This is a genomic window from Rhizobium pantanalense (assembly GCF_030182525.1).
In the GTDB taxonomy this organism is placed as follows: Bacteria; Pseudomonadota; Alphaproteobacteria; order Rhizobiales; family Rhizobiaceae; genus Rhizobium.
In genome coordinates, this window is the sequence record NZ_JAQJCH010000001.1 from 1173151 (window position 1) to 1188295 (window position 15145).

General features: G+C 59.3%; 12 protein-coding genes. 11 read left to right on the plus strand and 1 reads right to left on the minus strand.

All coding sequences use genetic code 11. The features are described 5' to 3' along the window. The first annotated feature begins 127 nt into the window (after window positions 1-127). Window positions 128-1555, plus strand: a complete 1428-nt coding sequence (gene gndA / locus PH558_RS05580) for an NADP-dependent phosphogluconate dehydrogenase (RefSeq protein WP_285202610.1) — start codon at window positions 128-130, stop codon at window positions 1553-1555. A 16-nt stretch (window positions 1556-1571) separates the two neighbouring features. On the opposite strand, the gene PH558_RS05585 is transcribed toward gndA, so the two are convergent. Beyond that, window positions 1572-2651: a LacI family transcriptional regulator gene (locus PH558_RS05585; protein WP_095435051.1), complete on the minus strand. Its 1080-nt coding sequence runs from the start codon at window positions 2649-2651 to the stop codon at window positions 1572-1574. 460 nt (window positions 2652-3111) lie between these two features. On the opposite strand from PH558_RS05585, the gene PH558_RS05590 reads away from it, so the two are divergent. The 10 genes from PH558_RS05590 (at window position 3112) to PH558_RS05635 (ending at window position 15087) form a co-directional block, all read left to right on the plus strand. Then, the gene (locus PH558_RS05590) at window positions 3112-4350 is read left to right on the plus strand and encodes an ABC transporter substrate-binding protein (protein ID WP_285202611.1); all 1239 of its coding nucleotides are present in this window, start codon (window positions 3112-3114) and stop codon (window positions 4348-4350) included. 90 nt (window positions 4351-4440) lie between these two features. Continuing rightward, on the plus strand, window positions 4441-5331 hold the full coding sequence (locus PH558_RS05595; RefSeq protein ID WP_113333117.1) for a carbohydrate ABC transporter permease: 891 nt from the start codon (window positions 4441-4443) through the stop codon (window positions 5329-5331). An 11-nt stretch (window positions 5332-5342) separates the two neighbouring features. Continuing rightward, entirely contained in the window at window positions 5343-6239 is an 897-nt protein-coding gene (locus PH558_RS05600; RefSeq protein WP_069613050.1) for a carbohydrate ABC transporter permease, read from the plus strand. A 3-nt stretch (window positions 6240-6242) separates the two neighbouring features. Further along, on the plus strand, window positions 6243-7334 hold the full coding sequence (locus PH558_RS05605; protein ID WP_285202615.1) for an ABC transporter ATP-binding protein: 1092 nt from the start codon (window positions 6243-6245) through the stop codon (window positions 7332-7334). Window positions 7335-7392: 58 nt separating this feature from the next. Beyond that, window positions 7393-9855: a beta-mannosidase gene (locus tag PH558_RS05610; RefSeq protein WP_285202616.1), complete on the plus strand. Its 2463-nt coding sequence runs from the start codon at window positions 7393-7395 to the stop codon at window positions 9853-9855. Window positions 9856-9934: 79 nt separating this feature from the next. After that, on the plus strand, window positions 9935-10696 hold the full coding sequence (locus PH558_RS05615; RefSeq protein ID WP_285202617.1) for a sugar phosphate isomerase/epimerase family protein: 762 nt from the start codon (window positions 9935-9937) through the stop codon (window positions 10694-10696). Between the two features lie 11 nt (window positions 10697-10707). Then, window positions 10708-11841 carry a Gfo/Idh/MocA family protein gene (locus PH558_RS05620; protein WP_285202618.1) on the plus strand — a complete coding sequence of 378 codons (1134 nt, stop codon included), beginning with the start codon at window positions 10708-10710 and terminating at the stop codon, window positions 11839-11841. 68 nt (window positions 11842-11909) lie between these two features. Then, on the plus strand, window positions 11910-12941 hold the full coding sequence (mgrA, locus tag PH558_RS05625) for an L-glyceraldehyde 3-phosphate reductase (RefSeq protein WP_285202620.1): 1032 nt from the start codon (window positions 11910-11912) through the stop codon (window positions 12939-12941). Window positions 12942-13020: 79 nt separating this feature from the next. Beyond that, window positions 13021-14631, plus strand: coding sequence for a glycoside hydrolase family 43 protein (locus PH558_RS05630; protein WP_285202623.1), 1611 nt, complete (start codon window positions 13021-13023; stop codon window positions 14629-14631). A gap of 129 nt (window positions 14632-14760) precedes the next feature. Next, window positions 14761-15087, plus strand: coding sequence for an RcnB family protein (locus tag PH558_RS05635; protein WP_285202625.1), 327 nt, complete (start codon window positions 14761-14763; stop codon window positions 15085-15087). Window positions 15088-15145 lie beyond the last annotated feature (58 nt).

Consider the following 15145-nt stretch of genomic DNA (forward strand, 5'->3'; position numbering starts at 1 on the left):
CCCCCAACGCAGGGCTGTCGCCGGTCGCGTCGAGCGTCGGTGGCATTGCGTCATATCGGATGTTGCTGTGTCTTCCGGGTCTTCAGGGTGGGGCCGGGCGCAGCCAACGGCTCATTGGAGGATTGTCGTGGAAAAGGCAGAAATCGGGCTGATCGGTCTCGCGGTAATGGGATCGAATCTGGCGCTCAACATCGCCGAGAAAGGCAACAAGATCGCAGTGTTCAACCGTACACCTCAGGTAACGGATGAATTCTATGCGAATGCGGGCGCACTCAAGGACAAGATCATTCCCTGCAAGACAATCGAGGAATTCGTCGAGGCGATCCGTCCGCCGCGGCCGATCATCATCATGATCAAGGCCGGTGAGCCGGTCGACCAGCAGATGGCGGCGCTGCAGCCGTATCTGGACAAGGGCGACATCATGATCGACGCCGGCAATGCCAATTTCCGCGATACGATCGCTCGCTTCGATCGTCTGAAGGATACCGGCCTGACTTTCATTGGCATGGGCGTATCCGGTGGCGAGGAAGGTGCGCGTCACGGCCCCTCCATCATGGTTGGCGGCACGGAAGAGTCCTACAAGCGCGTCGAGAAGGTGCTGACCTCGATCGCTGCGAAATACAACAACGATCCATGTGTTGCCTGGCTCGGCAATGACGGCGCTGGACATTTCGTCAAGACCATCCATAACGGCATCGAATATGCCGACATGCAGATGATCGCCGAAATCTACGGTATTCTGCGCGACGGCCTCGGCAAGAGCGCCGCCGAGATCAGCTCGATCTTCGGCGACTGGAACAAGGGTCGCCTCAACTCTTACCTCATCGAGATCACCGAGAAAGTTCTGGCTGCGAAGGACCCGGCAACCGGCAGCGCCATGCCTGACGTCATCCTCGACAAGGCTGGCCAGAAAGGCACTGGCAAGTGGTCTGCCATCGAAGCACAGAACATGGGCATTCCGGCAACTGCGATCGAGGCTGCCGTTGCAGCCCGCAGTCTCTCGGCCATCAAGAGCCAGCGCGAAGCAGCCGAGAAGATTTTCGGCACGCCGGACTATAAGTTCCCGATCGCATTCGGTCCCGATCTGCTCAAGGATCTCGAGCTTGCGCTCTTCGCCGCCAAGATCGGCGCCTATGCCCAGGGCTTTGCCGTCATGGCCGAGGCCTCGAAGGAGTTCAACTGGTCGCTGCCGATGCCTGTCATCGCCAAGATCTGGCGTGCCGGCTGCATCATCCGTTCGCAGTTCCTCGACGAGATCACCAGCGCCTTCACCAAGACCCCGGATGCGGCGAACCTGATCGTCACCCCGGCCTTTGCCGAGATGGTCAAGGAATCGATCCCGTCGCTGCGCCGCATTGTTTCGGCAGCAACGGGATCCGGTCTACCGGTTCCCGCGCTCGCTTCGGCGCTGACCTATTTCGATGCCTATCGTCAGGCGCGCGGCACCGCCAACCTGATCCAGGCCCAGCGCGACTTCTTCGGCGCGCACGGTTTCGATCGTGTCGACGGCAAGGACATCCATCACGGCCCATGGGGCAGCGGCGCTCAGGGCTGACGGGCTTACTTTCGATTCAATAAGGAAAGCTCGCCGGACCCGTTCGGTGAGCTTTTTCCGTTGCCAGCTCGTCCGGCCAGACGGGCGGGCTGATGCTTTGCAGCAGTTCCGGTTCCACACCGTCGATACGGGCGATGACCGCCTTGGCGAGTTCCCGGCCCGCGTGGCGGAAATCCTCCGATACCGTGATGATCTCGGGCCTGATCCAACTGAGGACGTCCGTCGATTGCTTGGCGACCATGTCGATATCGCGACCCAGGCGGAAGCCGGCTGCCTCGATGCCGGCATTGACGGCAATCGCGCCGCCGCTGCTGGAGCAAACGATCCCGTCAGGTGCATACGGTGAGCGCATCAGCGCCTCGACTGTATCCTTGATATCGGCCAGCGCGTTGTCAGTCGTAATCCTCAAGGGGATTTCTTCGGCGCCATATTGGTGCAAGCCGGTCTGGAAGCCGATGCGGGTGTGCGAATAATAGGTCAGCTTGCTGGAGGGCTGCAGCAGCGCCAGACGACGTCGACCTCTTGCGACCAGTGCCCGCACAGCCTCATGCGCGAAGGCCTCGTTGTCGAAGTCATGGAAGGGGTGGATGATGCCCATATCCGTTCGCCCATGCGTTGAGAAAGGCATGCCGCGCTCATGCATGAGCTCGACGCGCGGATCATCCGGCTCCGTACGCGATATGATGACGCCATCGGCCGAGCCGGTGTCGAGAATGTAGCGCACCGGCACCAGCGGGTCCTTGCTATGCGAATGCGGCGTGATGACCAGGTGATATTGCGTGCCGGCGAGAACTTCGGAAATGCCGAAAACGATGTGGCTGGTGAAGCCCATGATTTCTTCGTCGATGCTCAGCACCAGGGCGATCACATTGGTCTTGCCGGTTCTCAGGCGCACGCCCGCGCGGTTCGGTTGATAACCCAATTGTCGGGCGACCATGCGCACCCGTTCCTTGGTCTCGGCGCCGATATCGGGGGCATCCTTCAATGCGCGAGAAACGGTGGTGATCCCTAACCCCGTCATGAAGGCGATTGTTTTCAATGTCGGCCGTTCGGGAGTGGATGGCGCTCCGCTCCCGGACATTTTCTTATTATCCATTTCGCTCACGCTTGCCTCCCGGCCGCCTCCCGCAGCCAATCCGCTTATATTGCCCACTAGCCCGCCGCAAGCATAGACGCCATGCGGTTTCGCCAATGCAATGAGAAAAACTGTAACGATACAGTTGAAAAGTCGAGCCTTATTTTGGCGATGATTTTCATGTCCATTCCCTTGGTTGTATTCGTGATCCTTGTCTCGAAAATTGAGCTGGCCAAGATCATGCAGGAGGGCCGCATGAGTCCGTCCCTGAGATAAAGCGTTAAATATCAGACAGTTGTAAGGAACCTGCAGACTTTTGCGCGACGGTTGTTGCGATGGAATGGAGTTATCTTCCACAGGCAAAATGTAATCAATGATTGTATATTCACGCAGTCATGAAAAATTTATGGTCAGGCGGTTGCGCGTTGAAAATGATTCGAATACGTTTTTCCGGCAACGTTTCAGTGAGGGAGGAGAACTCATGAATATTCGTTTGATGGCTGCCACTTTGCTTGCATCTGTCGCGATTCCCGCTTTCTCAGCAAATGCGACCGATCTCGAGGTAACGCATTGGTGGACATCGGGCGGCGAAGCAGCTGCCGTGAAGGTTCTGGCTGATCAGTACAACGCGCGTGGCAACAATCACTGGGTCGACGGCGCCATCGCCGGGTCTGGTTCCACGGCAACGCCGCTGATCGTCAGCCGCATCCTGGGCGGCAATCCCATGGGTGCAACGCAGCTCAACACGGGGCGCGACGCCGAAGAGTTGGTCAAGGCCGGCCTGATGACCGATCTGACCGACCTTGCCGAGAAAGAACACTGGAAGGACATTATTCGTCCGGCTAGCCTCCTCAACTCCTGCACCTATGAGGGCCGTATCTATTGCGTGCCGCTCAACATCCATTCCTGGCAGTGGATGTGGGTCAACCGTCATGTCTTCGAAGACAACGGCATGAAGGTTCCGGCCAACTGGGATGAATTCGTGGCAGATGCGCCGAAGCTGCGCGAGAAGGGCATCACCCCGCTTGCGACCGGCGCTCCTTGGCAGGTCGACGGCATCCGCAACGTCATGCAGATCGGCATCGGCGGCAAGGAAACCTATCTGGCGATCTACCAGAAGAAAGATGCAGACGCTGTGAAGAGCCCCGAAAACCGCAAGGTCTGGGACGCTTTCTCGCAGGCTCGCGATCTGGTGGATGAGAGCTATTCCGGCCGCGACTGGAACGTCGCCACCAATATGGTCATCACAGGCAAGGCCGCCGCGCAGATCATGGGCGACTGGGCGCAGGGTGAGTTTGGCGTTGCCAAGCAGGTGGCCGGCAAGGATTATGATTGCCTTCCGGGCCTCGGCTTCCACGGCCTGCTCGATACCGGCGGCGATAGCTTCTACTTCCCGAAGAACAGCAATCCCGACATCACCAAGGCGCAGCTCGAGCTTGCCAGCATGCTGGTTTCCAAGGAAACCCAGGTCAAGTTCAACCTCGCCAAGGGCTCCCTGCCGGTGCGTGGCGATATCGATCTGAGCGCGGCCAGCAGCTGCATGAAGAAGGGTCTGGAAATCTTGAAGAATCCGGACAACGTGGTGCCGGGCGTCACCCAGCTGATCGACCCGGATACGCGCGGCCAGATGACCGATCTCGGACTGCAATTCTTCTCGTCGAAGATGACCGTGGATGAGGCGATCGAAAAGCAGGCCGCCATCTTCAAGCAGGCGCAGTAAGCAAGACGACCATCTATCAATCGCGATGGCCGGCATCGGGGCGGGGGAGGGATCTCGCCTGTCCTGTGCAGGTCACCAACGGAGGTATCGATGGCTAACGCTGTCCGGCCACTGGGTCTGTTCCGCAACCTCAATGCGAAGATCGCCGCCATTCCGATGGTGCTGACGGTGATCGTCGTCTTCGTCGGTTGCACGCTCTGGACCGTCATCTATTCGTTCACAGATTCAAGGCTGCTGCCGAGCTCCAACTTTGTCGGCTTGGCGCAGTATCAGCGCCTGTGGGGCACCGATCGTTGGAACATCTCGATCGGCAATCTTGCGACATACGGCATTCTCAGCCTGGTTTTCGCTTTCGTCGTCGGCTTCTTTCTGGCCGTGTTGATGGACCAGAAAATCCGCTTCGAGAATACGTTCCGAACCATTTTCCTTTATCCCTTCGCTCTGTCATTCATCGTGACCGGCCTCGTATGGCAGTGGATCCTCGATCCTGCGCTCGGGCTGCCGAAGCTGATGCAGGATATGGGCTTTACGAGTTTCAACTTCGCTTTGCTCGGCAATCAGAAGACCGTGCTTTATGCGCTCGTCATTGCCGGCCTCTGGCAGGGCACCGGCCTTGTCATGGTGCTGATGCTGGCAGGCCTCAGAGGGATTGATGGCGAGATCTGGAAGGCGTCGCGCGTTGACGGCATTCCAGCCTGGCGGACCTATATCTTCGTCGTCATTCCGATGATGCGCGGCGTCTTCGTCACCACGCTCGTCATCGTCGCTTCAGGCATCGTGCGCGTCTACGATCTCGTCGTCGCAATGACATCAGGCGGGCCGGGCTTCGCGTCCGAAATGCCGGCCAAATATGTCTATGACTTCATGTTCCAGCGCTCCAATCTCGGTCAGGCGCTTTCCGCCTCCACCGTCATGCTGGTGACCGTGTTCATCTTCGTCGTGCCGTGGGCTCTCATCGAGTTCCGCCAGAAGCGCCGGTAAGGGAGGAAACCATGGCACTTGCCGCTACAATCGAACCTTCGGGCACCAAGCCTAGGCGCCGCTTTGCCCCGCGCACGATCATGCTCTATGGCATTCTCGGGCTGGCCGCGCTCTACTATCTCCTGCCGCTCTATGTGATGGTCGTCACTTCGCTCAAGGGCATGCCGGAAATCCGCATGGGCAATATCTTTGCTCCGCCCATGGAAATCACCTTCGAGCCTTGGGTGAAAGCCTGGTCCCAAGCCTGCACCGGCCTTTATTGCCATGGCATCCAGGTCGGCTTCTGGAATTCGGTGAAGATCCTCGTTCCGAGCGTCATCGTCTCGATCGCCATTGCGTCGGTCAACGGCTATGCGCTCGCCAACTGGCGGTTCAAGGGATCGGAAATCTTCTTCACGATCCTGCTGTTCGGCGCCTTCATTCCCTATCAGGTCATGCTCTATCCGCTCGTCATGGTGCTGCGCGAGCTTGGGCTGTTCTCGACGCTCGGCGGCATCGTCCTCGTGCACACGATCTTCGGCATGCCGATCAACACGCTGTTGTTCCGCAACTACTTCGCCTCGCTTCCGCCTGAACTCTTCAAGGCGGCGCGCGTCGATGGCGCGGGCTTCTGGCAGATCTTCCTGCGCATCATGCTGCCCATGTCACTGCCGATCTTCGTCGTCGGCATGATCATCCAGATTACCGGCATCTGGAACGACTTCCTGTTCGGCGTCATTTTCGCCGGCACGCAGAACTATCCGATGACCGTGCAGCTGAACAACGTCGTCAACGCCGTGCAGGGCGTCAAGGAATACAACGTCAACATGGCCGCAACGCTGCTGACCGGCGCGGTGCCGCTTATCGTCTATTTCGTGTCCGGGCGGCTCTTCGTCCGCGGCATCGCCGCCGGTGCAGTGAAGGGGTGATCCATGAACAGTAGCGTTTCCATCAAAGACCTTTCGCTGAATTTCGGTGCGGTCAACGTTCTGAAAAATCTCAATCTCGAGATCAACGACGGCGAGTTCCTGGTGCTTCTCGGCTCGTCGGGCTGCGGTAAGTCGACCTTGCTGAACTGCATTGCCGGCCTGCTCGATATCAGCGAGGGACAGATCTTCATCAAGGGCAAGAACGTCACCTGGGAAGAGCCAAAGGATCGCGGCATCGGCATGGTGTTCCAGTCCTATGCGCTCTATCCGCAGATGTCGGTCGAGAAGAACCTCTCCTTCGGCCTGCGCGTCGCCAAGGTGCCGCAGGACGAGATCAACAAGCGCATTGCGCGGGCGGCCGAGATCCTGCAGATCGAGCCGCTCCTTAAGCGCAAGCCGGCGGAACTCTCCGGCGGCCAGCGTCAGCGCGTCGCGATCGGCCGCGCCCTGGTGCGTGATGTCGACGTCTTCCTCTTCGACGAGCCGCTGTCGAACCTCGATGCCAAGCTGCGCTCGGAGCTGCGTGTGGAAATCAAGCGGCTGCACCAGTCGCTGAAGAACACGATGATCTACGTCACCCACGACCAGATCGAGGCGCTGACGCTTGCCGACCGCATCGCGATCATGAAGAACGGCGTCATCATGCAGCTCGATGATCCCACGACGATCTATAACGCGCCGCGCAATCTCTTCGTCGCCGGTTTCATCGGGTCGCCATCGATGAACTTTCTCAAGGGCGAGCTGGTCAACCGCGAAGGCAAGGTCGTATTCGCGACCAACGACGTGCTGTTTTCGCTTGATGGCTACAAGGCCGGCGAGGCTCTTCAAGCGGGCCGCAAGGTCGTGCTCGGCGTTCGTCCCGAGCACATCAAGGTCAATGAAGCGACCGCTCCCGGCGCGGAGGTTCACAATGCCACGGTGGATATCGAGGAGCCGATGGGGGCCGATAATCTGCTGTGGTTGAAGCATGCCGGCCATACGATGTCGGTTCGCGTCAACGGTGCCCGGCGCTTTGGCCCCGGTTCAGCCGTAAAGCTTAGCTTTGATATGTCGCTCGCATCGCTCTTTGATGCGCAGACAGAACTCAGAATATGATCCCATGCCCGGAGGCGGTCTGACCGCCTCCTTCTTTGCAGCGGTCCGGGGAGGTCCGATGTCGTCTTCGATCAATGATAATCTCGCCATCGATCTCGTCGGTTCGTGGAGGCTGACCTCTCCCGACAGCGATCATTCTCTCTCCATGTCTCTACCCGGTGATATCCACTCCGCGCTGTATGCGGAAGGGCTTATTCCCGATCCCTATTTCGCGCGCAACGAAGAAGTCGTGCAATGGGTTGCCCAGCAGGATTGGGAGCTGACGCGCAGCTTCACGCTCGATGATATCGGCGGCGACTGGTATCTCGATATCGACTATCTTGACACCGTCGCCAGCGTCTATGTCAACGATGCGCTCGTGCTGGAGGCCAACAACTGCTTCCAGCGCTATCGCCCTGATGTCTCGAAGGCGCTGAAGACGGGCGAAAATACCATTCGCATCGTCCTGCATTCGAGCATTTCGGCCGGCGCTGCCCTACAGGCGAAACAGCCTTTCTACATTCCCTACAGCACCGGTAATTCCCCGATCCCGAACGGCAACATGTTGCGCAAGCCGCAATGCCATTTCGGCTGGGACTGGAACATCGCGATCGCGCCCCTCGGTCTCTACGGCACCATCGCGCTGAAGAAGCTCGAGATCGCCCGTATCGAGAATGTCATCACGCAACAGATTCACAATGACGACGGCTCGGTCGACCTCAAGGTGACGGTAGCGCTATTTGCCAAGGGAACGGGGATTACGCGCCTCTGTTTCTCGCTTGACGACGAGCGTGTGCGCCTCGATGTCGGCGTCAATGCCGGCGAGACCTCAATCACCCACTTCTTCCACATCGACAAGCCCAGGCTCTGGTGGCCTGCCGGCAATGGCGAACAGGCGCTCTATACGCTTTCGGTGGAAACCAATTTCGAAACCGTCACCCGACAGATCGGCCTGCGCACGGTGGAGCTGATCACCACCGAGGATGAAGCGGGCAGCCGCTTCGCCTTGAAGGTCAATGGCCGCGAAATCTTTGCCCGTGGCGCGAACTGGATTCCCGCCGACGCGCTGTTTTCACGCTCCAACCCGGCGGCGACCGAGGATCTGCTGCAATCGGCCGTCGATGCCAATATGAATGCAATCCGCGTCTGGGGCGGCGGCTTCTACGAGCATGACTGGCTCTACGACACCTGTGACCGCCTGGGCCTGATGGTGTGGCAGGATTTTATGTTCGCCTGCAATCTCTATCCGTCGACGGGTGATTTCCTCGAGAATGTCGAGGAGGAGGTTGGCTATCAGGTTCGCCGACTTGCGACGCATCCCTCCATCGTTCTCTGGTGCGGCGACAATGAGCTGGTGGGCGCTCTCACCTGGTTCGAGGAATCCCGCAAAGATCGGGATCGATATCTCGTCTCCTACGATCGCTTGAACAGGACGATCGAGACGGCGATGAAGAAGGCGCTGCCGGATGCGATCTGGTGGCCATCGAGCCCGGCTTCGGGCTATCTCAATTTCGGGGATGCCTGGCATGCCGATGGCTCCGGTGACATGCATTATTGGTCTGTCTGGCACGAGAACAAGTCCTTCGACAATTATCGTTCCGTGCGGCCGCGCTTCTGCTCGGAGTTTGGTTTCCAGTCCTATACCTCGCTACCCGTCATCAAGACCTATGCCGAGGCGAAGGATATGAATATCGCCTCTCCGGTCATGGAGCTGCACCAGAAGAATGCCGGCGGCAACGAGCGCATCGCCGGCACGATGTTCCGCTATTTTCGCTTCCCGAAGGATTTCCCGAATTTCGTCTATCTGAGCCAGGTCCAGCAGGGCCTCGCCATCAAGACGGCGGTGGAATATTGGCGGTCGCTGAAGCCGCATTGCATGGGTACGATCTACTGGCAGCTCAACGACACCTGGCCGGTAGCTTCGTGGTCGAGCCTGGATTACGGCGGCCGGTGGAAGGTGATGCACTATCTCGTGCGGCGCTTCTTCCAGCCCGTATCCGTCGCGGCAATTCCCTCGGAAGACAATAAGACAATCCGCTTCTCCCTGGTCAACGATACCAATGCCGATGTGATGGTCGATATTTCGGTATCGCTGCTGAAGCTCGATGGCGAGCGCGTGCCGCTGAGCACGGCGCATGCCGTGTGCACGCCGGATGCGGCCGTGACGGCATTATCGATCGACGCGGATCAGATACCGGCGGATTGCCTGCTGGCGTGGCGCTTCACCGCATCGAACGGCATGGGCGGCGAAGGGCATTATGTCCATGGGACCTATAAGGCGCTCGAGCTTCAGCCCGCCGGCCTGACGGTGCTGCGGGAGGAGAAGGAGGAAAGCGGAACGGTGGAACTCACTGTCACCGCAAAGAGACTTGCGCTATTCGTGATGATCGAGAGCGAGGCGGAAGGACGTTATTCCGACAACGCCTTCGATCTTGCTGCCGGCGAAAGCCGCCGCGTCGTGTTCACGCCCACCAAGCCGCTCGCAAGCGGCGTGCCCGAATTCCGCATCTACGATTTGCAATCCAGCCAGTCGGTGGATTGAGCCATCGCGTCGCAGTGGCGGCGCTTTCGGGGCCCCAAGCCCCAAGATAGACGGCCCGAGGGCCATTGGAGGACTATTGATGACGAAACTTGGATTTCAGCTTTATAGCGCCCGCAATTTCCAGCCCTATTCGGAGATTTTCGTAAAGCTCGGCCAGGCTGGTTACGCCGAAGTCGAAGGCTTTGGCGGCATCTATGCCGATCTGGACGAGACCGGCCTTAAGAATCTGCGCGCCGAACTCGATAAGAACGGCCTGCGGATGGCAAGCGGCCATTTCAGCCCGGATTTTCTCGATGGCGAAGTGCAGAAGTCGCTCACCATCGCCAAGACCTTGGGCATGGATTCGATCTATGCGCCCCATATCGGCGCCGATCAGCGCCCGAAGGATGCCGCCGGCTGGTTCGCATTCGGCAAGCGCCTGCATGAAATGAGCAAGCCCTATAAGGATGCGGGCTTCGAATTCGGCTGGCACAACCACGATTTCGAATTCGTCAAGCAGGCCGACGGCTCGCTGCCCATCGAGCAGATCTTCGAAGGTGCTCCGGATATTTCCTGGGAAGCCGATATTGCCTGGGTCATCCGCGGCGGCGGCGATCCCTTTGCCTGGATCGAAAAGCTCGGTCCGCGCATCACGGCCGTTCATGTCAAGGACATCGCGCCGGCCGGCGAGAACAAGAATGAAGATGGCTGGGCCGATGTCGGTCACGGCACGGTTCCCTGGGCAAAGCTGCTCAAGGCGCTCGCCGACACCAAGGCCAAGCACTTCGTCGTCGAACATGACAATCCGAGCGATGTCGATCGCCTGATCACGCGCTCCATCGCATCCTTCAAGAGCTTTTGAGGCACTTCCACATGGCTAAGGAACTTGGCGTCGGCATCATCGGATGCGGCAATATCTCGACCACCTATTTCTCGCTTGCCCCGCTCTTCAAGGGCCTGAAGGTCCTGGCTTGCGCTGATATCAACATGGATGCGGCGCGGGCGCGCGCCGAGGAATACAAGGTCAAGGCCCAGACCATCGACGAACTGGTCGCCAATGACGAGCTCGACGTTATCGTCAACCTGACCATACCGGATGCGCATTTCCCGGTTTCCAAGCGCATCCTTGAAGCCGGCAAGCACGTCTACTCCGAAAAGCCTCTGGTGCTGACGCTGGAGCAGGGCGAAGAGCTGCGCCGCATCGCCAAGGAAAAGGGGCTGGCGGTCGGCTGCGCTCCGGACACCTTCCTCGGCGGTGCCCATCAGCTCGCCCGCAAATTCATCGATGACGGCGGTATCGGGCGTGTCACTTCGGGCTCTTGCCATGTGATGAGCCCGGGTATGGAAATGTGGCATCCGAATCCGGACTTCTTCTTCCTGCCCGGCGGCGGGCCGATCCTCGATCTCGGCCCTTACTATATTGCCAACTTGATCAACCTGATCGGTCCCGTGAAGCGTGTCGGTGCGATGACCTCGATGGCATCGCCGACCCGCACCATCACCAGCCAGCCGCGCAACGGCGAGATCATCCCGGTGAAGACGCCAACGACCATCCAGGCGCTGCTCGAATTCGTCAGCGGCGCGCGGATCACGCTGACGGCAAGCTGGGATGTCTGGTCACACCGCCATGCCAATATGGAGCTCTACGGCACCGAAGGCTCGCTCTACGTGCCCGATCCGAACTTCTTCGGCGGCACTGTCGAGGCAAGTGGCCGCGACAAGGACATCAAACCGTTGGAAAACTGGGCGCATCCGTTCGGCATCGTCAATCAGGAAAGCCCGAGCGGTTCGCGCGCCAATTATCGCACGGCCGGGCTTGCTGACATGGCGGCATCGCTGATCGACGGCCGGGATGCGCGTTGCTCGCTCGACCGCACTTTGCACGGCGTCGACGTCATGACCTCGATCCTGAAGTCTGGCGAGGAGGGCCGCTTCATCGATCTCAGTACGACCTGCACGCAGCCAGCGGCCCTCGGCATCGAAGAGGCACAAGCGCTCTTGAAGTAAGCGCGGGAAGAGCTAGTTTGCGCGCGGGTGACCAACCCGCGCGCTTTTCATCTCGAAGGAATTCCATCATGGCCTGGCAACCGGCATCCGATCGTTATTCAAAAATGAAATACAACAGGACCGGCCGTTCCGGTCTCAAACTGCCGGCGGTTTCGCTGGGGCTCTGGCATAATTTCGGCGGCGACACGCCGCATGACCGTAAGGTCGATATGTGCCGCACGGCCTTCGACCTCGGCATCACCCATTTCGACCTTGCCAATAATTACGGACCGCCTCCCGGCAGCGCCGAGACCGCGTTCGGTGAGATCCTGCGTACCGATTTCGCAGGGCTGCGCGACGAGCTCATCATCTCCTCCAAGGCCGGCTACGACATGTGGCCGGGTCCCTATGGCGAGTGGGGCAGCCGCAAGTATCTGATCGCCTCCTGCGACCAGAGCCTGAAGCGCATGGGCCTCGACTATGTCGATATCTTCTATTCGCACCGCTTCGATCCGGATACGCCGCTGGAGGAGACCTGCGGCGCGCTCGACCATATCGTCCGTTCGGGCAGGGCGCTCTATGTCGGTATTTCCTCCTACAACTCGCAGCGCACGCGTGAGGCTGCCGCCATCCTGAAGGACCTCGGCACGCCATGCCTGATCCATCAGCCGAGCTACTCCATGCTCAACCGCTGGGTCGAGGAAGACGGTCTGGTGGATACGCTCGAAGAACTCGGTATCGGCTCTATCGTCTTCTCGCCGTTGGCGCAGGGCATGCTCTCGACCAAGTATCTCGGCGGTATTCCGGACGACAGCCGCGCGGCGCAGAACCACTTCCTGAAGCGCGACTTCATCCGTCCATCTATCATCGACAATATAAGAAAGCTCGACGAGATCGCCGAGAAGCGCGGCCAGACGCTGGCGCAGATGGCGATCGCCTGGGTTCTGCGCGGCGGCCGCGTCACCTCTGCGCTGATCGGCGCGAGCCGTTCGTCGCAGATCGTCGATTGCGTCAAGGCGCTCGATAATCTCGACTTCACCGCCGAGGAGCTGAAGCAGATCGATGTCTATGCCAAGGAGGCCGACATCAATCTCTGGGCCAAGTCGGCCGAACGCGATTGATCATCCTAAAACGCCCGGAACTGGTTTCCGGGCGTTTTACCTTATTGCCGCTTGCCGTGGTCTCCGGAGGAGAGAGTTCATGATCCGCAATCCGATCCTGCCGGGTTTCAACCCCGACCCGTCCATCTGCCGTGTCGGCGAGGACTACTATATCGCCACTTCGACATTCGAGTGGTATCCGGGCGTGCAGATCCATCATTCGCGCGATCTGGTGAACTGGACCCTGGTTCGACGGCCGCTGGAGCGTGCATCGCAGCTCGACATGCGCGGCGAACCCGATAGTTGCGGCATCTGGGCGCCTTGCCTCTCCTACGCGGATGGTCTGTTCTGGCTCGTCTACACCGACGTCAAGCGCTATGACGGCAACTTTAAGGACGCGCATAATTACATCGTGACTTCGCCGACCATTGAAGGCGAATGGTCCGAGCCGGTTTATGTGAACTCCTCCGGTTTCGATCCATCCCTGTTCCACGACGACGACGGCCGCAAGTGGTTCGTCAACATGCAATGGAATCACCGCACCGAGAGCTACGGCGGCTCGCCGAAAACGCCGGCCTTCGACGGCATCCTGCTGCAGGAATGGGATCCGGCGTCCAAATCCTTGAAAGGGCCGATCAGGAACATCTTTGCCGGTACGGAGCTGGGACTGGTCGAAGGGCCGCATCTCTTCAAGCGCAACGGCTGGTATTATCTGACCACGGCGGAAGGCGGCACTGGTTACGATCATGCCGTGACCACGGCGCGCTCCCGCGACATTGCCGGGCCGTACGAACTGCATCCGAACAAATATCTGATTACGTCGAAGGACCATCCGGAAGCGGCATTGCAGCGCGCCGGCCACGGACAATATGTCGAGACGCATGACGGACAGTTCTATCATACGCATCTTTGCGGGCGGCCTCTGCCCCCGCATCGCCGCTGTACGCTCGGTCGGGAGACGGCCCTGCAGAAATGCGTCTGGAAAGGGGATGGCTGGCTCTATCTCGAGAACGGCACCAGCATTCCCGATGTCGAGGTCGCTGGTCTGAACGGTGCCCAGCGCATCGAAAAGCCACGCCGCAGCGGCTATAATTTCGATGAGCGCGAGTTGCCAAGGGATTTTCAGTGGCTGCGCACGCCGCAGCCGGAACGCATCTTCAGCGTAACGGAACGTCCTGGCCATTTGCGGCTTATCGCCCGCGAGAGCATCGGTTCCTGGTTCGAGCAAGCGCTTGTCGCCCGCCGGCAGGAGCATCACAGCTTCCGGGCCGAAACCGTCGTCGATTTCGAGCCCGACACCTACCAGCAGGTTGCCGGCCTTACCCATTACTACAATCGCTTCAAACTGCATGCCATCGCCGTGACCTTGCATGAGAAGCTCGGCCGCTGCGTCACCATCATGACCTGCCCGGGCGACTATCCGAACGGCCGTCTGAGTTTTCCGATCGAAGGCGGGGTTACCGTGCCCGATGGAAGGATCCAGCTTGCCATGGAGGTGCGGGACAACGACCTGCAATTCTACTGGCAGGCAGAGGGCAGGGGCGCATGGCAGGCGATCGGGCCTGTGCTCGACGCCGGTGTCATCTCGGATGAGGGAGGGCGCGGCGAGCATGGCTCCTTCACCGGTGCCTTTGTCGGCATGTTTGCCTTCGACACGTCCGGCCGGGCAAAGACGGCGGATTTCGACTGGTTCAACTATGATGAGCTATAAGACGTCCAGCGGAGCAGGCGCCTGGCCGAATCGATCGCGTCCATTACGGAATTGTAATTCGTCTGTCAGACTCGTTTCATGTCTGTCACGATAAGTTCGTGTGCAGATTCTGAAATGAGGAAACAACCAATGAGAAAAATCTTCGCTGTTCTTCTTGCGGCGTCCATCATCGGAATGCCGCTGGCTGCGACTGCACAAGTCAAGCCAGCTCCCGCCGGCAAGCAGGCCGTCGTCCAGAAGGAAATGGTGAAGAAGAAGGTCGTCATTCGTAGGGGCGGTTGGGTCAAGGGACGCCGCCTGTCGGCCTCCGATCGGCGGCGTGCAACGGAAATCGACTATCGCGCCTACCAATTGTCTGCACCCCCGCGCGGCTATCACTGGGTTCGCCTGAAGAACAACTTCCTTCTCGTCGGCATTACCAGCGGTTTGATTTCGAAAGTGCACGAGGCCCGATAAGCTCGGATGGAGCTACTACCAAGCAAAGCAAGGGCGGCCGAGAACCGCCCTTTTTCGT